At 54.1% G+C, this 26,234-nt stretch carries 27 protein-coding genes; 19 read left to right on the top strand and 8 right to left on the bottom strand.

Going from position 1 to position 26,234, the window contains the following annotated elements; all coding sequences use genetic code 11:
* Window positions 1-50: 50 nt before the first annotated feature.
* The 11 genes from ccsA (at window position 51) to AC5Q5A_RS06180 (ending at window position 13,219) form a co-directional block, all read left to right on the top strand.
* Complete coding sequence (ccsA, locus tag AC5Q5A_RS06230) at window positions 51-857, top strand: cytochrome c biogenesis protein CcsA (RefSeq protein WP_493894708.1); 807 nt, start codon at window positions 51-53, stop codon at window positions 855-857.
* Window positions 858-1,132: 275 nt separating this feature from the next.
* Window positions 1,133-2,143, top strand: coding sequence for a tRNA dihydrouridine synthase DusB (gene dusB, locus AC5Q5A_RS06225; protein WP_493894707.1), 1,011 nt, complete (start codon window positions 1,133-1,135; stop codon window positions 2,141-2,143).
* Between the two features lie 56 nt (window positions 2,144-2,199).
* A complete protein-coding gene (locus tag AC5Q5A_RS06220; protein WP_493894706.1) occupies window positions 2,200-3,345 on the top strand; it encodes a two-component system sensor histidine kinase NtrB in 1,146 nt (381 codons plus the stop codon).
* Complete coding sequence (ntrC, locus tag AC5Q5A_RS06215; RefSeq protein ID WP_008891087.1) at window positions 3,342-4,790, top strand: nitrogen regulation protein NR(I); 1,449 nt, start codon at window positions 3,342-3,344, stop codon at window positions 4,788-4,790. Before AC5Q5A_RS06220 ends, ntrC begins: the two co-directional genes overlap by 4 nt.
* Window positions 4,787-7,063: a sensor histidine kinase NtrY-like gene (locus tag AC5Q5A_RS06210; RefSeq protein WP_493894705.1), complete on the top strand. Its 2,277-nt coding sequence runs from the start codon at window positions 4,787-4,789 to the stop codon at window positions 7,061-7,063. The genes ntrC and AC5Q5A_RS06210 overlap by 4 nt, the downstream gene beginning before the upstream one ends.
* 47 nt (window positions 7,064-7,110) lie before the next feature.
* Window positions 7,111-8,490: a nitrogen assimilation response regulator NtrX gene (gene ntrX / locus AC5Q5A_RS06205; protein ID WP_008891085.1), complete on the top strand. Its 1,380-nt coding sequence runs from the start codon at window positions 7,111-7,113 to the stop codon at window positions 8,488-8,490.
* A gap of 42 nt (window positions 8,491-8,532) precedes the next feature.
* Entirely contained in the window at window positions 8,533-9,912 is a 1,380-nt protein-coding gene (gene trkA / locus AC5Q5A_RS06200; RefSeq protein ID WP_008891084.1) for a Trk system potassium transporter TrkA, read from the top strand.
* A 63-nt stretch (window positions 9,913-9,975) separates the two neighbouring features.
* Complete coding sequence (locus AC5Q5A_RS06195; protein WP_493894704.1) at window positions 9,976-10,662, top strand: HAD family hydrolase; 687 nt, start codon at window positions 9,976-9,978, stop codon at window positions 10,660-10,662.
* A gap of 121 nt (window positions 10,663-10,783) precedes the next feature.
* Window positions 10,784-11,041 carry an RNA chaperone Hfq gene (gene hfq / locus AC5Q5A_RS06190; RefSeq protein ID WP_008891082.1) on the top strand — a complete coding sequence of 86 codons (258 nt, stop codon included), beginning with the start codon at window positions 10,784-10,786 and terminating at the stop codon, window positions 11,039-11,041.
* 7 nt (window positions 11,042-11,048) lie between these two features.
* Window positions 11,049-12,380 carry a GTPase HflX gene (hflX, locus tag AC5Q5A_RS06185; RefSeq protein ID WP_493894768.1) on the top strand — a complete coding sequence of 444 codons (1,332 nt, stop codon included), beginning with the start codon at window positions 11,049-11,051 and terminating at the stop codon, window positions 12,378-12,380.
* A gap of 14 nt (window positions 12,381-12,394) precedes the next feature.
* Window positions 12,395-13,219, top strand: a complete 825-nt coding sequence (locus AC5Q5A_RS06180; protein WP_493894703.1) for an inositol monophosphatase family protein — start codon at window positions 12,395-12,397, stop codon at window positions 13,217-13,219.
* Between the two features lie 6 nt (window positions 13,220-13,225).
* Here the strand turns inward: AC5Q5A_RS06180 and mazG are convergent, their stop codons facing one another.
* The 5 genes from mazG to ectA form a co-directional block, all read right to left on the bottom strand.
* Entirely contained in the window at window positions 13,226-14,050 is an 825-nt protein-coding gene (mazG, locus tag AC5Q5A_RS06175; protein WP_296992424.1) for a nucleoside triphosphate pyrophosphohydrolase, read from the bottom strand.
* A 159-nt stretch (window positions 14,051-14,209) separates the two neighbouring features.
* Window positions 14,210-15,715, bottom strand: coding sequence for an aspartate kinase (locus tag AC5Q5A_RS06170; RefSeq protein ID WP_493894702.1), 1,506 nt, complete (start codon window positions 15,713-15,715; stop codon window positions 14,210-14,212).
* Between the two features lie 83 nt (window positions 15,716-15,798).
* Window positions 15,799-16,200, bottom strand: coding sequence for an ectoine synthase (locus AC5Q5A_RS06165; protein WP_008891076.1), 402 nt, complete (start codon window positions 16,198-16,200; stop codon window positions 15,799-15,801).
* 66 nt (window positions 16,201-16,266) lie between these two features.
* A complete protein-coding gene (ectB, locus tag AC5Q5A_RS06160; protein ID WP_493894701.1) occupies window positions 16,267-17,550 on the bottom strand; it encodes a diaminobutyrate--2-oxoglutarate transaminase in 1,284 nt (427 codons plus the stop codon).
* Window positions 17,551-17,676: 126 nt separating this feature from the next.
* Window positions 17,677-18,225, bottom strand: a complete 549-nt coding sequence (gene ectA / locus AC5Q5A_RS06155; protein WP_008891074.1) for a diaminobutyrate acetyltransferase — start codon at window positions 18,223-18,225, stop codon at window positions 17,677-17,679.
* A gap of 322 nt (window positions 18,226-18,547) precedes the next feature.
* On the opposite strand from ectA, the gene AC5Q5A_RS06150 reads away from it, so the two are divergent.
* Entirely contained in the window at window positions 18,548-19,036 is a 489-nt protein-coding gene (locus AC5Q5A_RS06150) for a MarR family winged helix-turn-helix transcriptional regulator (protein ID WP_008891073.1), read from the top strand.
* A gap of 198 nt (window positions 19,037-19,234) precedes the next feature.
* Window positions 19,235-20,173 carry an MBL fold metallo-hydrolase gene (locus tag AC5Q5A_RS06145; RefSeq protein WP_493894700.1) on the top strand — a complete coding sequence of 313 codons (939 nt, stop codon included), beginning with the start codon at window positions 19,235-19,237 and terminating at the stop codon, window positions 20,171-20,173.
* A gap of 19 nt (window positions 20,174-20,192) precedes the next feature.
* On the opposite strand, the gene AC5Q5A_RS06140 is transcribed toward AC5Q5A_RS06145, so the two are convergent.
* From AC5Q5A_RS06140 to AC5Q5A_RS06130, 3 genes are all read right to left on the bottom strand, one after another.
* The gene (locus AC5Q5A_RS06140) at window positions 20,193-21,287 is read right to left on the bottom strand and encodes a YeeE/YedE family protein (protein WP_493894699.1); all 1,095 of its coding nucleotides are present in this window, start codon (window positions 21,285-21,287) and stop codon (window positions 20,193-20,195) included.
* A 110-nt stretch (window positions 21,288-21,397) separates the two neighbouring features.
* Entirely contained in the window at window positions 21,398-21,760 is a 363-nt protein-coding gene (locus AC5Q5A_RS06135; RefSeq protein ID WP_040823953.1) for an ArsR/SmtB family transcription factor, read from the bottom strand.
* 113 nt (window positions 21,761-21,873) lie between these two features.
* On the bottom strand, window positions 21,874-22,203 hold the full coding sequence (locus tag AC5Q5A_RS06130) for a thioredoxin domain-containing protein (RefSeq protein WP_493894698.1): 330 nt from the start codon (window positions 22,201-22,203) through the stop codon (window positions 21,874-21,876).
* Between the two features lie 165 nt (window positions 22,204-22,368).
* Between AC5Q5A_RS06130 and AC5Q5A_RS06125 the strand changes: the two genes are divergently transcribed.
* The 6 genes from AC5Q5A_RS06125 to soxA all read left to right on the top strand — a co-directional run bounded on the left by AC5Q5A_RS06125 (window position 22,369) and on the right by soxA (window position 26,133).
* A complete protein-coding gene (locus AC5Q5A_RS06125) occupies window positions 22,369-23,103 on the top strand; it encodes a cytochrome c biogenesis CcdA family protein (protein WP_475352096.1) in 735 nt (244 codons plus the stop codon).
* 10 nt (window positions 23,104-23,113) lie between these two features.
* Window positions 23,114-23,731, top strand: coding sequence for a SoxW family protein (locus AC5Q5A_RS06120; protein WP_493894697.1), 618 nt, complete (start codon window positions 23,114-23,116; stop codon window positions 23,729-23,731).
* 196 nt (window positions 23,732-23,927) lie between these two features.
* Window positions 23,928-24,389, top strand: a complete 462-nt coding sequence (gene soxX / locus AC5Q5A_RS06115) for a sulfur oxidation c-type cytochrome SoxX (RefSeq protein ID WP_493894696.1) — start codon at window positions 23,928-23,930, stop codon at window positions 24,387-24,389.
* 19 nt (window positions 24,390-24,408) lie between these two features.
* Window positions 24,409-24,864: a thiosulfate oxidation carrier protein SoxY gene (gene soxY, locus AC5Q5A_RS06110; protein ID WP_008891065.1), complete on the top strand. Its 456-nt coding sequence runs from the start codon at window positions 24,409-24,411 to the stop codon at window positions 24,862-24,864.
* Window positions 24,865-24,884: 20 nt separating this feature from the next.
* Entirely contained in the window at window positions 24,885-25,211 is a 327-nt protein-coding gene (gene soxZ, locus AC5Q5A_RS06105) for a thiosulfate oxidation carrier complex protein SoxZ (RefSeq protein ID WP_063089497.1), read from the top strand.
* A gap of 61 nt (window positions 25,212-25,272) precedes the next feature.
* A complete protein-coding gene (gene soxA / locus AC5Q5A_RS06100; protein WP_493894695.1) occupies window positions 25,273-26,133 on the top strand; it encodes a sulfur oxidation c-type cytochrome SoxA in 861 nt (286 codons plus the stop codon).
* Window positions 26,134-26,234 lie beyond the last annotated feature (101 nt).

The raw sequence follows: 26,234 nt of genomic DNA, 5'->3' as shown, positions 1-26,234 counted from the left end.
ATGCAATATCGGGGTCGCGATTGATCCCGGAGACTGAAACGGGTTTCAAGATGCTTGCAGCATATATCCATATCCTTGCCCTGTTGCCCCTGACCGGACAGATCATGCGCCCTGAACCACGGCGTGATATCTGGCTTTATGCATCCATTTGTCTGGCAGCTGTCGGTACGATGGTGTTGCTGGGGGTTACCGGCGAGGAAGTTCAGTCGCGTGGCTTTGCCGCGGCCCTGCATTGGTCGGAACTAACCGTAATCCTGATCTTTGGTGGTCTGGTGATTTGCAAAGGCCCGCATCAGGTTTGGCGATTGGCCGGGTATATCGGCGGTTATCTTCTTCTTTTCGCGGTATTGGCGGCGGTCTTCCGGGTGTTTGGTAACAACGTTGCCGAAACCGTGGATGGGCCGGCACTTTATTCCGGTTGGCTTTGGGCGCATATCGGCAGTTCACTGGTCACCTATGCGCTTGTGACTTTGGCAGCGATTGCCGCGATGGCTTATGTCGTTCAGGAATACGCCCTGAAAAAACGCAAGCCGACCCGCTGGAGCCGACGTCTGCCGCCGCTGCGCGACAGTGAATACATGTTGGTCGGGTTTTTGAAATGGTCGGCCTGGATCCTGATCATCGGGATCATTTCGGGCTTTGCGCTTCGATATGTTGAAGGACAGAGCCTGTGGGAAATCGACCACAAGATGCTGCTGACCTTGCTGGGTTTCGCGACCATTTGTGTGCTGATCTTTATCCATGAACGCTCCACCTTGCGCGGGCGCATGGCCGTACGCTTTGTTCTTGGCGCCTGGTTGCTTCTGACCTTGGCGTTTCCGGGCGTTCGTTTGGTAACCGGCTATATCATCGGCTAGCCCGAAAGCAGGTCGACCAGATAGCCCTGCCAGATTGTGTCTTGCTCAATTTTTACGATCATCCTTTTGATGTATGCATAATTGCTAGTCATTATTCAGGCATGGACAAGCATTCCTGATCGGATGGTTAGTCCCGGCAATGTTGAACTTTCGTCGGATTTTCCTAGAATTTTCAGGTTTGAAACAACGATAATTGCATCAACAGGCTGAGAGTTGTTGCATGTCGTGGCCAGTTTTATTAATCTGCCCAAGTTTTAGGCAATTGGAATTCCTTCATGTCATTGCAGATCGGTTCTGTACATGTGCCAGAGAATGTTGTGCTGGCACCGATGTCAGGTGTGACTGACCTTCCGTTTCGGCAACAGGTCCGCCAGTTTGGCGGACATCTTGTTGTGTCCGAAATGATTGCGTCGGATGCCATGACCCGCATCCAGCGGCATGAAAAAGAAGTCCGTAAAATGCATGGCGATTGTGCTGCTGAAAGCCCGCTTTCGGTTCAGCTTGCCGGTACCGAACCTGAAGAAATGGCCGAAGCGGCCAAGATGAACGAAGCCCGCGGGGCCATGATCATCGATATCAATATGGGGTGCCCGGCCAAGAAGGTCACCAAGGGTTATGCCGGCTCGGCACTCATGCGTGATGAAAAGCTGGCCGCCGATATTATCAAGGCGACGGTGGATGCGGTGTCGGTTCCGGTGACGTTGAAAATGCGTCTTGGCTGGGATGATGATAACCGTAATGCCCCGAAGCTTGCCCGCATTGCCGAGGATCTGGGGATTGCGATGCTGACCATTCATGGGCGCACGCGCTGCCAGTTCTATAAGGGCGATGCCGACTGGGATGCGATTGCACTGGTCAAAGACGCGGTATCGATCCCGGTACTTGGCAACGGTGATGTAAACAGCGAAGAAGATGCCAAGGAACTGCTGGATCGATCCGGTGCTGACGGGATCATGATCGGACGTGGAGCCCAGGGGCGTCCATGGTTCCTTGCACAGGTTTCGCACTATCTTGCGACGGGGAAAAAGCTTCCGGCGCCAACACTTGAAATTCAGCTTCAGACCGTCCTGCGTCACTATGATGCGATGATTGATCATCATGGGCGACAAGGTGTTCGCATCGCACGTAAGCATCTGGCGTGGTATTGCAACAGCCTGCGCAACGCGACGGAATTTCGTCGCGTTGTCAATGTGTTGGATGACCCAGCCGAAGTCAAAAATCAAATCCGGTCGTTCTATGAACCGTTGATCGAAAACGAAATCAAACTGGATCAGGCAGCCGCCTGATTACCTCATAACAATAATATGGCGACGGTCAAAAACTGTTGTCGGGGAAGATATGCATGAGACTGGGATTTGGAAAAGGCAATGGGGTCGACCCGACCGGCGTTCTGAACGCGATTGCGAGTGCTGTTGTCGTGGCCAACCGGGATGGCAAAATCAAGTTTGTCAATCAGGCCACCGAGCAACTGTTTAACGCCAGTGCCGCCGTGTTGTGCCGCAGTGACCTGACGGATTTCATCCCGCAGGACAGCCCGGTTTTTTCCCTGATCAGACAGGCCGTTGATGAGGCAACCCTGGTTGCCGATCATAATCTTCTGATCGAAAGCCCCAAAATCGGCAAGCACACGGTCAACTTGACGGTTGGCTCAATGCCCGATGACAGTGATTGTGCGGTTCTGACCTTTGAGCCGCGCTCGATCGCGCAAAAGATCGATAACCAGTTGCTGAGCCGAAATTCAGCACGCTCTGTCAGTGCCATGGCGGCCATTCTGGCGCATGAAATCAAGAACCCGCTTTCGGGTATTCGTGGTGCCGCGCAATTGCTTGAGCAAACCAGCAACGAAGATGATCGTGTGCTGACGCGCCTTATTTGCGATGAAGCCGACCGCATTGTCGAACTTGTTGACCGGATGGAGATTTTCTCTGACAAGCCGCTGGAGCGCGGGGCTGTCAATATCCATACGGTTCTTGAGCATGTGCGTCGTCTGGCGGAAAACGGCTTTGCCAAGAACCTGACATTCGAAGAAATTTACGATCCGTCCTTGCCGCCGGTATTTGGCAATCGCGATCAGCTTGTTCAGGTGTTTTTGAACCTGATCAAGAATGCCGGTGAGGCAGTCGATCCAAAGGACGGTGTTATTACCATTTCGACCCGCTACCAGCATGGTATCCGCCTTGCCGTGGCTGGCGGTGACGCACGTGTTCACCTGCCGCTGGTGGTGTCGGTGCGTGATAATGGGCCTGGCATTCCACAAGACATGCGCGAAAGCCTGTTTGACCCGTTTGTGACGACAAAACCGACCGGATCGGGACTTGGCCTTGCGCTGGTTGCGAAAATTATCAATGACCATGGCGGTGTGATTGAAGTGAAAGATGTGCCCGGGGGAGGTGCAGAGTTTCAAATCATGCTGCCAATTTACAATCGGGCATTGGCCGAGGGGGCCGCTGATCCGATCATAATCAATAACAGGGAAGAAACCGCATGAGTACGAGCCCTGCGAGAATTCTGGTTGCCGACGATGATCGGGCCATTCGCACTGTCCTGACGCAGGCATTGTCGCGTCAGGGACACGAAGTCCGCAGTACTGGCCATGGCCGCACACTTTGGGACTGGATCGCCGATGGGGATGGCGATCTGGTGATTACCGATGTGATGATGCCTGACGAGAACGGGTTGGATATGGTGCCGCGCATTCGCAAGCTGCGCCCGGACCTTCGCGTTATTGTCATGAGTGCTCAGAATACGCTGATGACGGCGGTGAAGGCCGCCCAGCGCGGTGCGTTTGAATATCTTCCAAAACCATTTGATCTTAATGAGTTGATGGGGATTGTTGATCGCGCACTTGAGACGCCACAGGCAAATGAAACCGGTAAGTCCGAGGATGAGGAGGGCGATGATCGCTTGCCTCTGATCGGCCGTTCACCGGCGATGCAGGAAATTTATCGTGCGCTGGCGCGTTTGATGAATACCGACCTGACCGTGATGGTGACCGGGGAAAGCGGTACGGGCAAGGAACTGGTTGCGCGCGCATTGCATGAATATGGCGGGCGCCGTCATGGTCCGTTTGTTGCCATCAACATGGCCGCCATCCCACGCGAACTGATCGAAAGCGAGCTGTTCGGCCACGAAAAAGGCGCCTTTACCGGTGCAAACGAACGCAAGGTCGGTCGGTTTGAGCAGGCCGAGGGCGGTACGCTGTTTCTGGATGAAATCGGCGATATGCCGCTTGAGGCCCAGACCCGTTTGCTGCGCGTTTTGCAGGAAGGTGAATATACCCGTGTTGGTGGGCGCACACCCATTCGGGTCAATGTGCGCATTGTTGCGGCCACGCACCGTGATTTGCGCAAGCTGATCCGTGAAGGCACGTTCCGTGAAGATTTGTTCTATCGCCTGAATGTCGTGCCGATCCGTCTGCCGTCGCTGCGTGAACGGCTGGAAGATATTCCGGAACTGGTCAATCACTTCCTGATGCAAGCCAGCGAAGAAGGTCTTCCGCGTAAGACGCTGTCGTCCGAGGCGATGGCGCGCCTAAAAGCGCACCGCTGGCCGGGGAACATCCGCGAACTCGAAAACATGGTACGTCGCCTGACGGCACTTTATTCGCATGATGTCATCGGTGTCGATGTCATCGAAACCGAGTTTTCCGAGAATAATATCAGCGAAGCCGCACCGACTGCGGAACCACAGTCGCTTTCAGAATCCATAGAACGCCATGTTCGCGAATATTTTGATGCCCATGATGATGATCTGCCTGCGAATGGTCTTTATGATCGCATTTTGCGGGAAATGGAGCGTCCGCTTCTGAACGTGACGCTTGAAGCAACGCGGGGCAATCAGGTCAAGGCCGCAGAGGTTCTTGGCCTTAACCGCAATACGCTGCGCAAGAAAATCCGTGATCTTGGACTGGAAGTTGTCAGGGGCACGAAATGAATAATACCGACCGTTCGATCTCCAACCGGTTCTTGCGGTCGGGCTTTGTACGGTTTCTGGGGCGGCTGGGACAGTCACGGCGTTTTGCGTTCGGATTGGTTACGGCTGCCCTTGTTTCGGTAACGGCGACCTATCTGGCGATGACGGGGACGGCGCCATTCCGGCCTGACCCGCGCCTGATTTTGTTGCTGCTAAACATCGACCTCGTGTTGGTGTTGCTGTTAGCGACGCTCGTGGCGCGCAAGCTTGTCCAGATCTGGGTGGAACGCCGGCGCGGCGTTGCCGGGGCGAAGCTTCATACCCGTATGGTTTTGATGTTTTCGCTGGTGGCGGTGACGCCAGCGATTGTCGTTGCGATATTCTCGGCACTTTTCCTGCATTTCGGTATTCAGGGCTGGTTTAGCGACCGCATCAGAACCGCCGTTGAAGAAAGTATGGTCATCGCCGATGCCTATTTGCGCGAACACCAGGAACTGATCCGCGCGGATGCCTTGGCAACCACCAGTGACTTGCAGCGTTTCGGGGTCAATTTTTCGACCAGTCCGGACCGAATTTCGAACTTTCTGACCGATCAGGCGCTGGCGCGCGGGTTGCCGGAAGTGATGATGGTCGACGGTTCCGGTCAGATTATTGCCCAATCCGAATACAGTTTTTCCTACGATACCAATCAGGTGTCGGTGCCACCGGAAGTCTTTGATGAAGCACGTCAGAAAGACGTCGTTCTGATGATCGGATCAAGTGATAACCGCATTCGCGCAATTGCCAAGATCCCAAGCTTTATTGATGCCTTCTTGCTGGTCGGTCGGTTTGTGGACCCCAACGTTCTGGATCGCATCGACAAGGCACGGCGTGCGGTTGACGCCTATGAAAGTCTTGAAGGTGAACGTTCGGGGATTGTGATTACCTTTGTCATGATCTTCGTTCTGATCTCTGTTGTACTGCTTTTGGCGGCTGTGACATTGGGCCTTATGGTGGCAACCCGTTTGGTGCAGCCTGTGTCGCAGTTGATTACCGGTGCAGAGCGCGTGCGCGACGGGGATTTGTCTTTCCGTGTGCCGCTTGACGGGCAGGGGGATGAACTTGAAGCGCTTAGTCGGGCGTTTAACCGGATGACAGCCCAGCTTGAAACCCAGCGCAATGAACTGATTGCGGCCAACCGGCTGAATGATGAACGGCGGCGCTTTACCGAGGCCATCCTTGGCGGGGTTACCGCCGGTGTGATTGGCCTTGATCCGGCACGCAAGATTGATCTTCCAAATCGCAGTGCATCGGATCTTCTTGGTGTTGATCTTGAGGATTACCTGGCACAGGAACTGACCGACGTTATTCCGGAGTTTCAGCCTCTGTTTGACGATTTTGCCCGCGACGGGGATCGCAGCAAGCCACGTCAGATCGAAATCCGCCGTGATGGTGTTAACCTGACACTGATGGCGCGTGTAACGGCGGAATGGGCCGATGATGGCACGGTGTTTGGTTATGTCGTGACATTTGATGATGTGACCGAACTTCAGACCGCACAGCGTATGGCGGCCTGGGCTGACGTCGCGCGCCGTATCGCCCATGAAATCAAAAACCCGCTGACACCGATCCAGCTTTCAGCAGAACGTTTGAAGCGCCGCTATCTGAAACAAATCACCGATGATCAGGAAGTCTTCACGACCTGTACCGATACGATCATCCGACAGGTGTCCGATATCGGGCGGATGGTCGACGAGTTTTCCAGCTTTGCCCGCATGCCATCGCCAACGATGCGTTTGGAAAATATCGGTGAACTGGTGAAAAGTGCGGTCTTCCTGCAAAAACAGGCGCACAGCAATATCACTTATGATTTTGATCGCAGTGGGATCGAAGATCTGCAAATTTCATGTGATGCGCATCAGGTCAATCAATGCCTGACCAATACGCTCAAGAACGCGGCAGAGGCGATTGAAGGCCGTGAAAAGCCCACGGAGGGTGAGCTGCCACCTGGCAAGATCGAGATTTCAGTCGCGGTGTCGCCCGACAATCAGCGCGTTTTTGTGGCGGTGTCGGATAACGGAAAAGGTCTTCCGGCAGAGCATCGCGAACGCCTGACCGAGCCCTATGTCACCACCCGATCGAAGGGAACCGGTCTTGGATTGGCGATCGTAAAGAAAATCATGGAAGACCATGGTGGAGAGCTTATACTCTCCGACGGCGTTGAAAGCGGAGCTACGATTACGCTATCTTTCCCAAAGGTTGTAGAAGCCGAAATTGATGGTGTGGCTTCGGACGCACATTCCTCAGGCAATTGATTTAGTTGTCAAAATCGAAACAAGAAAAAGATTGATTTGGTCACGACATGGCGCACGACATTCTTATTGTCGACGATGAAGAAGATATCCGGGCTCTGATATCAGGCATTCTCGAGGACGAGGGGTATACAACCCGTCAGGCAGGATCAAGCCAGGGTGCGCTGTCAGAGGTTGCAGCCCGTCGGCCGAGCCTTGTGGTGCTTGATATCTGGATGGATGAAAGCGATCACGATGGCATCGAGACGCTTAAGCTGATCAAGCGCGAGCACAGCGAAGTCCCGGTCGTGATGATTTCCGGTCATGGCAATATTGAAACGGCACTCGAAGCATCGCGCATCGGCGCGTACGATTTTATCGAGAAGCCGTTCAATACTGACCGCCTTTTGATGGTGGTCGAACGCGCCATTGACGATGCGCGTCTGCGTCGTGAAAACCGTGAACTGACCTTGCGTGCCGGCGGCGATACCGAACTTGTTGGCAAATCATCGGTTTTGAACAACTTGCGCCAGTCGGCCGAACGGGTTGCCCGTACCGGTAGCCGCATTCTGATCCATGGCCCGGCCGGATCGGGCAAGGAAGTTGTCGCGCGCCTGATCCATCAGAAATCCGCCCGTGCGGAAGCGCCGTTTGTCGTGCTGAACTGTGCCAATATTTCGCCCGACACCATGGAAGAATCGCTGTTTGGGGCGGTTGCGACTTCGGACCGTGAGGCGCGCACAGGTGTGCTTGAGCTAGCCCATGGCGGGACTTTATTGCTTGATGAAGTGGCTGATATGCCGCTTGAGACCCAGGGAAAGATTGTCCGGGTGTTGCAGGACCAGACGTTTGAACGCGTTGGCGGATCAGTTCCGGTCAATGTTGATGTGCGCGTTATCGCAACGACTGCACGCGACCTTGAACAACGCATTGCCGAGCAGAAATTCCGCCAGGACCTTTATTACCGCCTCAATGTTGTGCCACTTGAAGTGCCATCCTTGCAGCAGCGTCGGGAAGATATTCCGATGTTGGCGGAAATGTTCCTTGATCGCTATGCCGATGCGACGGGTCTTCCGAAACGGAAACTCTCGCCCGAAGCAATGGCAACCCTGCATGCCTATGATTGGCCGGGCAATGTGCGCCAGTTGCGCAATGTCATCGAAAGATTGATGATCATGGCGCCCGATGATGACGACAAGGTTGATCTGATCAGTGGTAAAATGCTGCCATCAGAGCTGTTTTCTGACGTGCCGACGTCGCTAAGTTTTGACAAGACCAGTGAAATCATGGCATTGCCGCTCCGCGAAGCGCGGGAGATGTTTGAAAAAGAATATCTCCAGACACAGATCGACCGTTTTGGCGGGAATATCTCCAAAACGGCAAGCTTTGTCGGCATGGAACGCTCAGCCTTGCATCGCAAGCTGAAAAGCCTTGGTGTGAACGGGCAATAAGCCCAAACTCATCATGGACTGTTGTGAACGGGAGAATTCGAAATGAAGGTCATCATTTGCGGCGCCGGGCAGGTGGGGTTCCACATTGCCAAATATCTGGCTGCGGAAAACAATGATGTAACCGTGATCGACCAGTCCGAAGAACTGGTGCGCAAGATTTCCGACACGCTAGAGGTCAAGGGCATCATTGGTTTTGGCTCGCACCCGGATGTGTTGCAACAGGCCGGTGCCGAAGAGGCTGACATGCTGATCGCGGTAACCTTTGCCGATGAAGTCAATATGACAGCCTGTCAGGTGGCGCATTCGCTGTTTAACGTGCCAACCAAAATTGCCCGTATCCGCAGCCAGACCTATTTGCAGCCGGAATGGGCCAGCCTGTTTGGCCGTGAAAAGCTTCCGATTGATGTGGTGATTTCGCCCGAGATGGAAGTCGCGCGCGCGGTTGCACGCCGTCTTCAGGCACCCGGTGCGTTCGACATGATCCCGTTTGCAGATGACAAGGTCAAAATCCTTGGCATCCGGTGTAGCGACGATTGCCCGGTGATCAACACGCCGTTGCGTCAGCTCCATCAGCTTTTCCCGGATCTTAATATTTCGATCCTTGGCATGATCCGCGGTGACAAGGCGGTCTATCCCAAGGGCGATGATCAGATGCTGGCGGGTGACCTTGTGTATCTTGCCGTATCGAGCGATCAGGTGGATCGCGCAATGTCGGCCTTTGGTCATGAAGACCCCGAAGCACGCCGTATTGTAATCTTTGGTGGCGGGAACATCGCATTGTTCCTGGCCGAGGAAATCAACAAGAACTTCCCGGGTGTGACCACCCGACTGGTCGAAGCCGACCCGGAACGTGCGCGCTATGTCGCGCAGAAACTGCCAAAGAAAAGCGTTGTTCTGCGGGGTGACGTTCTTGATCCTGAACTGCTTGAAGAAGCCAATGTCGGCAATGCCGAGGCAGTTGTTGCGCTGACCAATGACGATGAAACCAACATTCTGGCATCACTTTTGGCCAAGCGGTATGGCTGCCCGCGTGCGCTGACACTGATTAACAAAAGCACCTACAACTCGCTGGTTTCCGAACTTGGCGTGGATGTGGTGATCAGCCCGCGTATGACGACGGTGTCGACCATCCTGCATCATGTGCGCCGCGGTCGTATTCGTGCCGTGCACAGCCTGTCAGAGGGCTTCGGCGAGGTTCTTGAGGCAGAGGCACTTGAAACTGCACCAATCGTTGGTAAGGCGATCAAGGATATCGCGATGCCGGCAAGCGTGGTCTTTGGGGCCATTTTGCGCGATGGCGAAGTTGTGATGCCGCGCGCCGCCACCGTGATCGAGGCCAACGACCGGATTGTCGTATTTGCCGGGTCGGAACAGATCAAGAAGGTCGAAAAGATGTTCGCTGTTCGTCTTGAATACTTCTGATAAATCAGAGTGTTGCTTTAATCCTCATACAATACATTCCCGATCCTGCCACCGGAAGTTCAAATGTCAAACCAATTGCCCCATCCGCCAAAGGCCGTCATTTTTGACTGGGATAACACCCTTGTCGATAGCTGGGGGACGATTCAGGCAGCGCTCAACATGACGTTTGACGACTTCGGGCTTGAGACATGGACGCTTGACCAAACCAAGCAGCGTGTCGCGCGCTCGATGCGTGACAGTTTCCCGATCTTGTTTGGTGAAGATCGCTGGGAGCAGGCCAAAGACAGCTTTTATGGTCACTTCCAGTCTATTCACCTTGAAACCCTGATGCCGCTGGCTGGGGCGCATGACCTGTTATCTGCACTGCGTGATAATGGCACCTATATCGGGGTGGTCAGTAACAAGAACGGGGATTTCTTGCGCAAGGAAGCCGATCACCTTGGGTGGACACCATTTTTTGGCAGGATTGTAGGTGCAACCGATGCCGCCAAGGACAAACCGGCACCCGATCCGGTGCATCTGGCAATGGGCGACTCTTCGGCGCCGCAATATGAGAATCTGTGGTTTGTTGGCGACAGCGTGGTCGATATTCAGTGCGCGCGCAACGTCGGGGCGACTGCAATTCTGATTGGCGATGAAATTACCGGTCACGACGATACGCAGAATTCCGCGACTCTTAGCCCTGATTGGCATTTCGCTGATTGCGGGGCGCTTGTAGGGGTTGTAAAAGGCTTCTCGAAAGTCTTATAGTTCATAGAGGTCATTAAAAATGGGGCCGGAATCGTGACAGACCTTTAAGTCGACGGTTCCACATTTTCCTTGACCGCCCGAAACCAAAAAAACGCTCATAAAAGAAGGCTAGGTCTAACCGATGGCGGAAAAATCACAGAATGTTCAGGACGTCTTCCTGAATTATTGCCGTAAAAACAAAACGCCGGTTACCGTGTTTCTGGTCAACGGAGTCAAATTGCAGGGCATCATTACCTGGTTTGACAATTTCTCTGTTTTGCTGCGGCGCGATGCTCATACCCAGCTCGTATACAAACATGCGATTTCGACGGTAATGCCGACGACGCCGATCAAACTGTTTGATCCGAGCCAGCCTGCGACGGAAGAAGAAAATAGCTGAAGAATCTCTGACTTCGGGGGGCGGCGATACGCCAGAAGCTCCCCGGGTCCTAGTTTTCCACCCGGAACTAAAACGCGCAGACCAGACCGGTGCTTGGCGCGACGCATCGTCGCGTCTCGAAGAAGCGGTCAGTCTTACGGGGGCACTTGATTTTGAAGTGGTGGGCGCGGAAATTGTGCCCATCGCGAAATTGCGGCCTTCAACCCTGTTTGGCAAAGGCGTTACCGAACGTCTTGGTCTGCAGATCAAGGCCATCGAGGCCGACATTGTGATGATCAACGGCCAGCTTTCCCCGATCCAGCAACGTAACCTGGAACGCGAATGGAAATGCAAGGTCATTGACCGGACCGGCCTGATCCTTGAAATCTTTGCTGATCGCGCGCGGACGCGTGAAGGTCGTTTGCAGGTTCAACTGGCACTGCTGAGCTATCAGCGGTCGCGCCTTGTCCGGACCTGGACCCACCTTGAACGTCAACGTGGTGGGCGTGGCTTTCTTGCCGGTCCCGGTGAACGTCAGATCGAGATCGACCGTCGTTTGATCGGCGACAAGCTTGCCAAGCTCCGTCGTGAGCTTGAGGAAGTCAAACGGACGCGTGAACTTCATCGCGAAGCACGCCGTCGTGTGCCATATCCGATTGTGGCCCTTGTGGGGTACACCAACGCCGGTAAATCGACGCTGTTTAACCAGCTGACCGTGTCCGAGGTCTTTGCCGAAGACATGCTGTTTGCGACGCTTGATCCGACCATGCGTGGTTTGATCCTGCCAAGTGGTCGCAAGGTTATTCTGTCCGATACCGTGGGCTTTGTGTCCGATCTGCCGCACGATCTTGTCGCGGCGTTCCGTGCAACGCTCGAAGAAGTTCTTGAAGCCGACCTGATTGTTCATGTCCGCGATGCGGCTTCACCGGAAACCGAAGAGCAAAAGCTTGATGTGCTTGAGGTTCTTAAGGAGCTTGGGCTTAAAAAGGCGATTGACGGTGAGGAACTTGTCGAGGCGCTGAACAAGATTGATCAGCTCAAAGGCGAAGAGCTGCAAGCCGTTTCAGAATATTCTGCGCGCCATGACAACACGATCGCGATTTCAGCCATCAAAGGCACGAATTGCGATGCATTGCTGGCCCTGATTGAAGACCGGCTGACCGAAGATATGCCGGTATTTGAGCTTTGCGTGCCGTATTCGGACGGTAAATCATTGGCGCGGCTTTATGAGCAGGGCGAGGTTTTGAAACGCAACGAAGGTGCCGACGGCATTTCGGTTCAGGTGCGCGTCGATACGACCCGCGTTGGCCGTTTCGAAGACTGGTGTGCCAAGGCCGGGCTCGATATTCATCTGGTTTGATAGGGAGACAGCGCGTGGCGATTAAAGTCGATATGGACAAAGTGACCGAAATCATTCGGGAAGTGTCGGCTGCTGAGATTGCCCCGCGTTTTGGCCAGTTGGATGACGCCGATATCGATACCAAGACCCATGCAATGGATCTGGTGACGATTGCCGATACCGAAGCCGAACGCGTTCTGACCCGCCGGTTGACTGATCTTTTGCCGGGCAGCCGCGCACTTGGCGAAGAAGCCGCCCATGAAGAACCGACTTTACAGGAGCGGATCTTTGCTGGCGATGATCCGTTCTGGATCATTGATCCGGTGGATGGCACCAAGAACTTTGCCCATCACAAACAACCGTTCCGTTGCATGGTCGGCCTTTATTCTGGTGGTGAAACCGTTGCTGCCTGGATTGTCGATCCGATTGAAGGGGCGGCAACCGTTGCAGAACTGGGGTCGGGGACGCGTTACCAGGACCAGCCGGTTTCCGTGCGTTCCAACATCACCAAGGCTTCTGATGCCAAAGGTTTTCTGATTTCATACGCCCGGGACCGCATCCGCAAGCATTACGGCCATCTCGATTTCTTTGCCGATGTTGCGCATTATTCCTGCTGTGGTGCCGAGTATGAGGAAACAGCGCGTGGTGCGTTTGATTTCTGTGCCTATCGGACACTTAAACCCTGGGATCATGCGCCGGGAACGTTGCTGGTGCGTGAGGCTGGTGGCTATGCGCGCTATATCACCGCCGACAAGAATAATGAGTATAACGCCAATGCGACGGCGGCCGGGCTTTTGTGCGCCAGTTCCGAGGAGCTGTGGGCAGAAATCAATGAAATTCTGATACCGCTCTTTACCTGAGTTTGATCAGACCTGACCGCGTTCGGTCTTTTTCGCCAGGTTCCAGAGACTATCCATTTCAGCCAGATCGGAGTCCGCGGCCGTGCGGCCGTCGCGTGCCAGTTCGTCTTCGATGAAATGGAAGCGTTTGGTGAACTTGTGGTTCGCACCCCGCAGCGCCACTTCGGGATCAACGCCGATCTTGCGCGCCAGATTGGCCATCACAAACAGCATATCGCCAAGTTCATCCTGCAAACGGGCGGGATCCGGGTTTTCGGTCATTTCGGCTTTGAGTTCGTCGATTTCTTCGTGAAGCTTGTCAAAGACTTCATCGGTGCTGGGCCAGTCGAACCCGACACGCGCAGCCCGCTTGGTCAGCTTTTCCGCACGCATTAACGCGGGCAGGGCGCTTGCGACCCCATCAAGGGCGCTGTGGCGTTCGTGGCCTTTGTCTTCTGCCTTTCGGGCGCGTTCGGCGGCCTTGATCTTTTCCCAAGTCTGATTGACGCCATCGGTCGTCGTGGCATCCCCGTCGCCAAATACATGCGGATGGCGGCTGATCATTTTTGAAACGATGCTGTTGGCGACGTCTTCGAACTCGAAATGACCGGCTTCCTTCGCCATCTGGGCATGGAACACCACCTGCAATAGCAAATCACCCAACTCGTTGCAAAGCTCGGGCATGTCATTGTCAGCAATCGCATCGGCCACTTCGTAGGCTTCTTCGATGGTGTAGGGGGCAATGGTCGAGAAATCCTGTTCGAGATCCCAAGGGCAGCCACCATCGGGATTGCGCAGCTTTGCCATGACGTCGAGGAGTTCGTTGATGGCTTTGCTGTTATGCGTGGTCATGGTCGATGTCCCGTCTGTTTTACTGGTGTGCCCCGTTTATCCTTTAAGTCCTATCGCGCTGCATCAAAACTGACAAGCATATGATCAAGGCAAAACAAAACCCGCAAGGCCAATGCGGCACTTGCGGGTTTTGCTGTGATGTTCGGATGCCCTTTTGGCTTATGCAGCCTTGAGCTTTTCCTGTTTTTCGGTGCTGTCATCCTTGGTTCGCTTGGATGATGCACTTTCTTCTTTTTTGCCTTCGACGAGGCCGCGATGCAGGGCGACAATTGCCTTGTTGAAGTCGCCTTCGGCAACAACAAACTGCAGATCAACGCGGCGGCTCGGATAGTGGGAGGCCACCAGTTCAACACCGGCATCATCAAGGATTGATACCGCGCGGGCGAACAGACCCGGCTGTTCGATGTTGGCACCAATCACCGAGACAATCGCGACCTTACGGGTCTGAACGGTTGCCTCTGGCTGATTTGCTTCGATCTCGTCAACACAGCGCCGGATCTGCTTGAGCGGTGCCGACACGTAATGCGTAATCGTATTGGCGTTCAGGTTCTTGGTGACGGTCGGAACCTTGTAACGTTTCAGAACGTTCAGGATCGCTTCCTCGCCACCTGGAACACCAACCATATCCTGATTGAATACTTCAATCTCGAACGCGGTCGGAACGCCAGTCACGATTTCAACACGGCTGTTTTCCGGCTCCCAATGATCGTCAATAACCGTGCCCGGGTGTTCCGGTTCAAAGGTATTGGCAATCCGCAGCGGAATGTCGTTCTGACGCAGGCCTTTGGCTGCACGCGGGTGGATGGCTTCCATGCCCATGTTCGACAGCTGGTCGGCCACGTCATAGCTGGTGCGGCCAATCGGGCGCACAGCGTCTTCGCCGACGATGCGCGGATCAGCACTCGACAAGTGGAATTCCTTGTGAATGATCGCTTCGCGCGCCTGGGTCAGGCAGGCAATGCGCGAGAAGGTCACTTCACTGTAGCCACGACCATAGATGCTCATGAGGCCTTCGCTGCACTGGGCATAGCCCGTCGCAATGGCAAGCTGCTTGGAAAGGTCGATGTCATCAAACACCTTTCCAATACGACCATCAAGGGTAGAGGCCTCTGGCTCACGCCAGCCCGAAAGATCGGCAAAGACCGCATTTACACCCTTGGCACGCAGGAGCAGCATGGTGTTGTGCGCGCTATGCGCTTCACCAATGGCTGACAGCATTTCACGTACGGTCAGAAGATGCTTTTCAAGCTTGAAGTGACCAAAGCTGCACAGGCGATGAAGATCCATCAGGCAACTGCGCGTGCCTTCAATGCGTTCCTGTACAAAGGCATTGGCAAGCTTCAGTTCCGGCGCGTCGCCAAAAATCTCTTCGTTAATGGCGCACATCTTTTCGGAGACCTTGGTCAAGGCATCGCCCCAGGCCCAATCGGTTTCCGAGCCGGCGTAAAGCTGATAGACGCCCGGTTCACCGGTCTTTTTGTTTTCCAGCAAAAGGTCGGTAAAACCGCCATATGCCGAAACAACAAAGACACGGTTGTAAAGTTCGTCTTCCTTGCGATTGCCGACAAGAATGTTGTCCATGACCGCATCAACCTGAGTCATCGACGTACCGCCGATCTTGTGAACGCTATGCCCTGCGTCCTTGTTTTTCTGGGCTGAAAGCATGTTGCCTCCTTTAGGGGCGTTTCCTTTAAAGAATATGCTTTAAATGGTCGGGCAGTCGTTAGGTGCCGCCCGACCAGAAATTGTTAGCTAGCGAGTGCTTCGCCATCGAGCGGATAAACACCGTTCTCGTCATGCACTTCACGGCCATTCAGCGGCGGGTTGAATGCGCACGCAACAACCATGTCCTCGGTGCCGCCACGCAGATAGTGGCGGTCATGCTTGTCGAGGATGTAAACCGTGCCCGGCTCGATCTTGTATTTCTTGCCGTCAGCAATGGTTTCGACTTCGCCGTTGCCCGAGATGCAGTAAACCGTCTCGAAATGGTTGGCGTAGCAAATCTCGGTTTCGGTGCCGGCATAAATGGTGGTGATGTGGAACGAGAAACCCATACCATCTTCGGCAAGCGAAAGACGGGTGCTTTCCCAGTTGTCCGAAACCACGCGGCGACCGGATGCTTCACATTCTTTCAGAGTACGAACAATCATTTTTAACTCTTTGATATAATTAAGTTGTGGGGCCGGGCGACGCAGTTAAGCGTCGCCCAAACTATGTTACTCAGCGGCTGCTTTGGACGGGGAAATGTCCTTGCCCATGGCTTTGGCGGTTGCCAGTTCAAGGATTTCCAGTCCATGTGCCAGATCCTGCTTGGAGATGATCAGCGGCACAAGGCATTTGACCACTTCGTCTTCCGGACCACTGGTTTCGATCACAAGGTTATGCTTGAAGCATTCCTTGGTGACCTTGGATGCCAGTTCGCCACTTTCAAAGCAAATACCCTGCATCAGGCCGCGGCCCTTGCGATAGAGTTTGCCATCGCCATAGCGATCAATGATTTCATCGAGGCGCGTTTCGAGGAACGCGGCCTTGTCGCGTACATCAGCAGCAAACTTGTCATCTGACCAGAAATGGTCAAGCGCAGCAGCGGCAGTCACAAACGCGTGGTTGTTACCACGGAAGGTGCCGTTATGTTCGCCCGGATGCCAGACATCGAGTTCCGGCTTCATCAGAACCACTGCAAGCGGAAGACCATAAGCCGAAAGCGATTTCGACAGCGTGATGATGTCCGGCTTGATACCAGCAGGTTCGAAGCTAAAGAATGTACCGGTGCGGCCACAGCCCGCCTGAATGTCATCAACAATCAGAAGGATGTCATGTTTGCGGCAAACCTTTTCCAGGTTCTTGAGCCAGCCGAAGTCAGCGGCATTCAGGCCACCTTCACCCTGAAGGGTTTCGACGATCACGGCTGCGGGCAGGGCGATACCGCTGGAGTTGTCCGAAAGGACACGGTCCAGATACTCGGTGGTATCGGCACCGTCACCCATGTAACCGTCAAACGGCACGGCAACAGCGTTATCAAGCGAGACGCCAGCAGCGCCACGATGATGTTCGTTACCCGTGATGGCGAGCGAACCAAGCGTGCAACCATGGAAGCCGTTGGTAAACGAAATCACGGTTTCGCGGCCTTTGACGCGACGGGCCAGTTTAAGAGCAGCTTCGACGGCGTTGGTGCCGGTCGGGCCAGTAAACTGGACCTTGTATTCCATGTCGCGCGGCTTGAAGATTTTCTCTTCGAGCGCTTCAAGGAACGCTGCCTTAGCCTTGGTGTGCATGTCCAGACCATGGGTGACGCCGTTTGATTTGATGTAATCAATCAGCTTTTCCTGCAGGACAGGATGGTTATGGCCATAGTTCAGCGTGCCGGCACCGGCGAGGAAATCAAGATAGCGGTTGCCATCAACATCGGTCAGCCAAGCGCCTTCAGCGCTTTCAAAGGTTACGGGGAAGGAGCGTGCATAGCTCTGAACTTCCGATTCAAGGCGATCAAATACAGTCATAGTTCCCTCTTTCAGATTGGGAAAATCAAGTCCACCTGTCATACCGAACGTTCCGGCGTGCCGGATGTTCCAGAAATGGTCGATGCCATTTCGCGTATGACAAGTGGGGAAATTAGGTCAGCCGGATTAGGCGGCGACGCGTTCGACGTCTTCGCGCTCGAACGGACCGATCTGCCAAAGAATTTCGCTGGCAGCGGCGCCTTCGAAGTGTGTTTCGCGTTCAAACTGGACCTTGCGCTTAACATCAGCACCCAGTTCGCGCGCAACGGAACGGAAGACACCCTGCGACGGTGCGTTCGTCGAGGTGATCGTTGTGTTCAGCTGCGAGACGTTGTGGCAGGACGGACGATCCAGAATATCAAGGATCAGACGCTTCGCCAGACGCAGGCCACGGGCCTTGGGCGAAACTGCCACCTGCCAGATGAAAAGCTGTTCAGGCTGGTCGGGGACGATGTAGCCCGAAACGAAACCGACGGCTTCGCCGTTCAGTTCGGCAATCGCGCACGTGCCTGAGAAGTGCGAGCACTGCAGCAGATTGCAATACATCGAGTTTTCATCCAGCGGCTTGCAGTCGGCAATGAGGTTATTCACCGCAGCGCCGTCTGTGGCCTTGGGTTTACGGATAATCAGGTTGGCTTTCTGGCCGGTATTGCCGTTTGTGTTGGCAATTTTCATCGGTCTGCCTGCTCTGTTATTTCGATACACGATCATTTATGTCGCGAGAGATATATAGAACAACGATACAAATTGATCAACCCCTTCTCTGTGACTTTCCTGTGAAACTCTGTAAGTTATTGATAATAAGCTAAACATTGATGTATCGCCCTTCGATAAGGATAATATTCTTTCGATGAAATATTGTTTCCTGAATAGAGCGATAATCGATGGAATAAATGATCGAAATTCGATATAAAAGTGTCTTAAAGCGTTGCGCAGCCGCGGGTCCGGGGCTAAAACAACGCTTGCTATAGAAACGAAAAACGTCCGGAAAATAACAATGGATAAATTGCATGAAGCGTTGATCTCCATCCGCCGCATTTTGCGGGCGAGTGATATCCACGCCAAAAAGCTTGGTAAGGTGACCGGGCTTAAAACATCCCAGCTTCTTGTTTTGCAATCGCTTGAGGAATTCGGTGAGATGACGGTTGGCCAGATCGCGGCCAAGGTTAATCTGGCCCAGGCATCGACCACGGCGCTTGTCGACAAGTTGCAGGCGATGCGGCTTGTGACACGCGAGCGTGGAGACACCGACAAGCGCAAGGTGTTCGTCAGGCTTACCGATCAGGGCAGAGCAATTCTGGATCGCGCGCCGATGGCGCTTCATGACCGTTTTTCGGACAAGTTCAACAATCTTGAGGAATGGGAACAGACGTTTCTCATCGCAGCCCTGCAACGTGTTTCAGGGATGATGGATGCCAGTGACATCGACGTCGCACCCGTTCTGGACCACGATGAGATTGTTGAAAGGGCGGTAGATCGTCACTGAATGCAGTGAGATCAATGTGTCCTTTAGATCATTGTAAATAAATATAAAATCACACAGCGTTGTCTAGGTGTCGTACCCGAGGATTGGTGCGACATCCGGGGTTGTTGGCGTGTGGAAAGCTCCGCTTGGTATGTTTTTAGGTTGACCAAATCAACCATGAGTGCATTCATTCAAAAAAACATATATGTGGAGGATGCAATGTCTGGAAGCAATTCCTGGTCTCGTCGTGATGTTCTGAAATCTTCTTTGGCACTGGCGGGTATGGGGGCAACCGGGTTGTTTCCCGCGGCTGTGTCAGCGCTTGGTTCCCTGAAACTTGGTGCGTCAGACATCACGGTCATATCGGATGGTAATCTGATGTTGCCGTTATCTTTTGCCTTTCCCGACGTTTCACAGGATGAACTGGTTGCGTTGCTTAAGGCCGAGGGGCAGCCAACGGATGCGTTGCTGCCCGATTGCAACATCACCGTTTTGCGCCGTGGTGATCGGGTGGTGATGTTTGATGTTGGTGCTGGCCCGAATTTCATGCCGTCAGCCGGCAAGCTGATGGATAACCTTGATGCGGCCGGTGTCAGCCCGGACGAAGTGACCGATATTGTGTTTACCCACGCGCATCCGGACCATCTGTGGGGGCTGATTGATGATTTCGACGAATTGATCTTTGCCGACGCGCGCTATCACATGAACCGGATCGAGTGGGAATACTGGCAGGCCGAGGATACGCTTGAAAAAACGCCCGACGCGCGCAAAAGCTTTGTGGTCGGGGCGCGCAACCGGATGGCCTTCCTTGAGGACCGTATCGAGTTGTTTGATTATGGCGCAGAGGTGGCGCCCGGTGTCGAGGCGGTCGATACCGCCGGTCACACACCCGGGCATACATCTTTCATGATCCATGACGGATCAAACAGCGCACTTGTTGTTGGCGATGCCATTACCAATGTCGCCGTATCCCTGGTCCATCCAGAATGGCCAAGTGGATCTGATCAGGATACCGAAAAGGGCATTGCCACGCGCAAGATGCTGCTCGATCGGCTTGCCGTCGATGGATCGCGGATTATTGGCTTTCACATGCCGCATCCAGGCCTTGGCGTGATCGAGCGGGCAGGTCCGGCATATCGGTTTGTTGTGGCGGGATAATTGCTACGTGGGTCTTGGTTTAACCGTGCTTGCGCAGCGATATTGCGCGCAGGAACCCGAACGGTGATCCTTCAAGAAGAACGCCAAGACCCACCCGTGCCCCGATGGCAATCGAGATCATCACAATTGGCGAAGAGATTGCCAGTGTGGAGAACGCGCTGACACCTTGGCCGATGGTGCAGCCAAGGGCAAAAACGCCGCCAGTTCCCATCAAAAATGCGCCAAGCAGGTGGCGACCAAGTTCGCGGGCGTCATCGCAGGCTTCCCAGCGCATGTCGTTGCTTTTCCAAGCTGCCAGTGCCGCGCCCAGAAACACCCCAATCACCAATCCAACCCCGTAATCGGGCAGGGCCCCGGTAACGGTGATGATCTGCATGATTGTATCGCCAACCGGGGTGACAAAGGAGCCTGCCTCGATCTGGGTTTCAACAAAGCGATATTTTGCAAAGCTCGTCGTCCAGATCCAACCAAGCGATATGCAGGCACCAATTGTGATGGCGCCAAGCGCCTTGGCGCGTTCGGCACGGAAATCAGAACTGCGAAAGACCCACCAAAGCCCGATGGCACTGATCAGTAGGGCAATCGGATAGTGCAGATCAAATCCGCTGGCGTTTGATGCGATCGCGCCAATCGATTGCGATCCGGCTGACGTGAACTCAATCGACAGCGGATCAAGAAACCAGACACGAAAATGGCCCGTTACGCCGCGAAGGGCAGCAATGGCCGCCAGTCCGATACCGGTCAGGACGACCAGCGCACGCAGGTTGCCCCCGCCCAGACGAATGATGGCCCCAAATCCGCATGTGCCGACAAAAGCCATGCCAAAGCCAAACATCAGCCCGCCCAGAATGCTGCCCGCAATAGGCAGGGTCGGGGTGATGTAGAAACTGTTTGAAAGATCGATAACGCCAATGGCGATAAACGTTTGGGTGCAAATCAGTGCGGTGATGGCCGCCAGCACCCAGGCGCGCAGGCCGATGCTATTGGCGGCAAACCAATAGCGTTCAAGGGCTGCCATCGTGCAGAAATGTTGTCGACGTGCGACAAATCCCACCACGATGCCGGTCAAAACACCGACAAGCGGCAGGGCCCAAGGATTATCCAAACCCAGCATGACGTTTTCCTCCCGCCTTGTTGATTGTAATTTTTTGCCAAGGCGTCGGCGGAATCGTGACGTTTTTTCTGTTCTAATTCAAGGAAGCTTTTTCGATCAGCAGTTGTCGCCTATTCGGCAGCGGCTTTTTCTTCGTCGCGGACCGGGGCACAGAACAGGTCATAAAGCGTGCCAATGATGGTCGCCATTTCCGTATCGACAATGCGGTAATAGATCATGCGGCCTTCGCGGCGGGCCGAGACCAGACCGTCAATGCGAAGCCGTGCCAGTTGTTGGGATACAACAGCCTGGGGCATGGACAGAATTTCTTCGAGATCGGATACCGACTTTTCGCCTTCCTGCAGGATGCAAAGGATCAGCAAGCGTGTCTCGTGCGACAGCGCCTTGAGCATCTCGCTGGCCTTGCGCGCCTGCTTGAGGAGAGCTTCGGCTTCGGTCGAGTCCATGTTTTGCTTGAAACGTGGTAGGGCCATCGTTTGCTGTGCTCGTCGGTTAAAGGGCCAAAGCGATTAGATGTCCGATTATACCAGACATCCAGGTCAATACACGACTGGATACTGTGCTTCAAACCGAATATACAGTTTTCCTAATCGTTCGGCAATTGCGAGAGCATATCGTCAAGCATCGGCCAGAAAAAATGATCGCCGGGATAACCTCGCAGGCGGGCGACTTCCCGGTTGTTGCTGATTAACACGAATGTCGGTGTAACACGTTCACGCGCGATGTGTTCAAGGTCTTCGGGCCATTCATGAATATCAACACGGCGAAGAGGGGCCAGTTTGCCCTGTTCGGTGTTGGGGTAGGCTTCGCCGATTTCCTGATGCCAGCGCACACACCATGCGCATCCCTTCTGTTCAAGCATCAGTAATTCGGTCGCCAATGCAGAGCCAATCCACATCTGTGATGCGAAAAGCATGGCTGGGATGATCCGGAACGCCCCGGAAATGTAAGGTTTTTTCATATGCCTGAATTCTACATAAAGTTATGATTGAATTATATATATGAAAAATACTATGCTTTGAAGGGGCGCTGATAAACAAATTCCAAAATCAGATACCCACAGCGCCGGGAGGAACATGAATTGCTCGATATTGGTTTCGGCGCAGCCTTCCTTGCGGGGGTGTTGTCGTTCTTTACGCCCTGTGTTTTGCCGATTGTGCCGCCATACCTTGCTTATCTGGCAGGGGTCAGTGTTGCGGATCTAGATGATCGTGCAGTCGCAAGTGCGAAGTCACGTCAGGTGTTCTTTACGGCATTGGCCTTTGTTGCGGGTTTTAGCACGATTTTCATCGCACTCGGTGCGACGGCGAGCGTCATTGGTCAGTCACTGGCGAGCTATTTTGACATCTTATCGATCATCGCGGGGATCATGATTGCGGTCATGGGCCTCCATTTCATGGGGGTTTTCCGGATATCGCTTTTGTATCGCGATGCACGGGTCAATGTGGCGAAAAAGCCGGCGGGTCTTGTCGGGGCCTATGTGATGGGGCTTGCCTTTGCCTTTGGCTGGACACCCTGCGTGGGGCCAGCATTGGCCGCGATCCTGTTTGTTGCCGGGGCGGAAAGCACGGCATTGCGCGGGGCAGGGTTGCTTGCGGTTTATTCGCTGGGAATCGGTTTACCCTTTGCGCTGGCGGGGCTTTTCGCCGGGCAGTTCGTTGGCTGGTCCCGAAAATTCAAACGACACATGCACACTGTTGAACGTGCGATGGGGGTCTTGTTGGTGTTGACCGGTATCTTGTTTATGACCGGGCAAATGTCGGCCATCGCCCAATGGTTGCTTGAGACTTTCCCCTCGCTTTCGACCCTCGGATAGGAGTTGCGTCATGAATACGCATCATCTGCTGCGTGGAGTGCCTTTGGCAAAATATCTGCTCGCCGGTTTGCTGGTAATGAGTTGGTCACAAGGATCGGACGCGGAAACCATTGGCGAAGATGGCCTGCACAAGCAGGACTGGTTTTCCATCACATTTCGCGACATTGCCGACGATATTGCGGCTGCCCGTGATGAAAACAAGCGTCTGGTGATGATCTTTGAACAGCGCGGCTGCATCTATTGCGCCAAGATGCATACCGAACTGCTGAGCGATCCAGAGGTGTCCGATTACATCAAGGAGAACTTCAAGGTCGTCCAATACAACATGTTTGGCGACGAAGAAGTGATTGATCTCGATGGCGACGTGCTGAGCGAGAAAACCGCCGCCCGCAAGTGGGGCTATGTCTTTACCCCGACCATCGTTTTTCTGCCTGAAGAAGCACCGGAAGACGGCAAGAATGTCGCCGAGGCCGCGGTTGCGACCATGCCGGGCGCGTTTGGCAAATGGACGTTCCTGAATATGTTTCGCTGGGTGAACGAGAAGGGCTATGAAACCGACGAGCACTTCCAGAAATATCATGCCCGCATCATTCAGAAGCTTCAGGAAGAGGGGCGATTGGGGCAGTAGCAACCCCTTGGAATGCATGCACAATTAATAGTTCAGCACATGAAACATTAAAAATATCATATTTATGTGTTGAATTAAAAGTTGAGTTTGAATAACTTGAACTAAAGGCGACGTCAGAGCCGCCAGATGTCAGACCGGGGATGTTCATATGCCACACAGAGGGCAGGGGCATCGTCACAGGAGGAACCACAACGCCATGTATTGGAAACCAAGAACCTTTCTTGCGTGCCTGATCGTTGGCCTTCCGGCCCTTGCCGCAGCTGATGCACTTGCACCTGCCGATGTCAAATTCGATGACATGTCTGTATCCCAGTCATTGACCAGCCAGCCGGGGGACCCGGAAAACGGGCGTAAGGTGTTTGCCAATCGCAGCCTTGGCAACTGTCTGGCATGTCACGCGGTCAAAGATCAAAGCGACCAGCTGTTCCACGGCGAAGTCGGGCCGCCGCTTGACGGTGCTGCCGACCGCTGGAGTGAGGGTGAACTTCGTGCCATCGTGGCTGATGCCAAAGAAGTTTTCTCCGAAGAGACGGTTATGCCGGGCTTCTATTCGCTGAATGTCGGCATCAATGTCCGCGAAGATCTGGTCGGCAAAACAATCCTGACCGCGCAGGAAGTTGAAGATGTCGTGGCCTATTTGGCGACGCTCAAAGAATAACAACCACCGAGGAACCAAGATGAATCTCACACGACGCCAAATGCTTTGTGCATCGGTCGGTGCAGCTGCAGCCGGAGTGTTCGGCTTCTCGCTGTCCGCCTCTGCCACGCCGGAAGCCACAGCCGAAAGCATCAAAAACTTTGCCGGTGGTAAAGAACCCGCGATGGGTGGTGACCTGACCCTGACGACGCCGGAAATTGCCGAAAACGGCAACACCGTACCGATCGAGGTGTCTGTGGCAAGCCCGATGACGGATGACGATTACGTTGAGTCGGTTGTCATCTATGCCGAAGGCAATCCAAATCCGGATGTCGCTGTATTCCACTTCACGCCGATGAGCGGTGCAGCCGAAGCGAAAACCCGCATGCGTCTTGCGAAAACCCAGAATGTGGTTGCGGTCGCAAAGACCAGCAAGGGGCAGGTTTTCATGGATAAAAAAGAAGTCAAAGTGACCATCGGTGGTTGCGGCGGCTGATCGGATCGGGAGAAAGTCAAATGGACAATATCAAGCCGCGTGTAAAAGTGCCGAAATCCGCATCGGCTGGTGAGATCATCACCATCAAGACCCTGATCAACCATCCGATGGAATCAGGTTTGCGCAAGGGCAAGGATGGCAATCTCATCCCGCGCCAGATCATCAACAAGTTCACCTGTGAATTCAACGGCAAGCCCGTGTTTTCCTGTGAACTCGAGCCGGCAATTTCCGCCAACCCCTATATCGAGTTTTCCGCCAAGGTTAACGAGGCTGGAACATTCAAGTTCAGCTGGTTGGATGATGACGGTTCTGTCTACGAGACTGAAAACAAGATCGCCATAAAATGATTCGGGACGGGTCCTTGATCCAGGTGATCACGGGCCCGCCACTGCATCGGGAGGGAATGTCTTGAGAAACCAAATCATAGCCAAAGCTGCTGCGGTTGCCATGACCGCACTTGTCCCGGGGATTGCGTTTGCCGGTGGGCCGGTTGACGATGAACTCGTCATTGACGGCGAAATCCAGATGATCACCCGGGCGGCACCGCCAGAAGGTCACCCGCTTGACGAGGTGCTGTCAGGTTGGCTGTATCGAACCGAAGAAACGCGTCTTTTGGAAACTGATACCTTTGAAAACCCCGGAATGCTTGAAGTGCAGGACGGTGCGGATCTTTGGAATACGGTTGACGGAAGTGCTGGTAAATCCTGCGCATCTTGTCACGGGGATGCCGAGGAAAGCATGGCTGGTGTCGGGGCAAGCTTCCCGAAGTGGGATGAAGCATCCAACCGCCCGATCAATGTGGAACTTCAGATCAACAAGTGCCGCACCGAAGAGATGGGGGCAGATGCCTATAAGTTTGACGCCCCTGAACAGAAGGCGTTGACCGCCTATGTCAAACATCAGTCGTTGGGCACGCCGGTTGCCATCGATCTTGCCGAAGGGCACATGCAAAGCTGGTGGGAGAAGGGCAACGAGCTTTATTACACCCGGACCGGGCAGCTCAATCTGTCCTGTGCATCCTGTCATGAACAGAACAATGGCAACTACATTCGCGCCGACCATCTCAGTCAGGGCAATGTGAACGGGTTCCCGACCTATCGCCTGAAGCAGGCCAGCCTGGTGTCACTGCATAACCGTTTCCGCGGTTGCATCCGTGATACCCGTGCGGAATTCCCGGCTGCGTTTTCTGACGAACTGATGGCGCTTGAGGTCTATGTGACCTGGCGTGGGACCGGCTTGTCCGTCGAGACACCGGCAGTTCGCCAATAGGGCCCAAAAGTTACTACAGGGGTGATTGGCTTATCCTCCCGGTTGCCCCGCCTTTCTTCCTTTAAATGCCTCGGCCGCGTTGCCGAACAGGTGAATATTGC

This window comes from Thalassospira sp. CA1, assembly GCF_059052855.1.
This window is presented reverse-complemented; position numbering and strand designations above follow the sequence as displayed.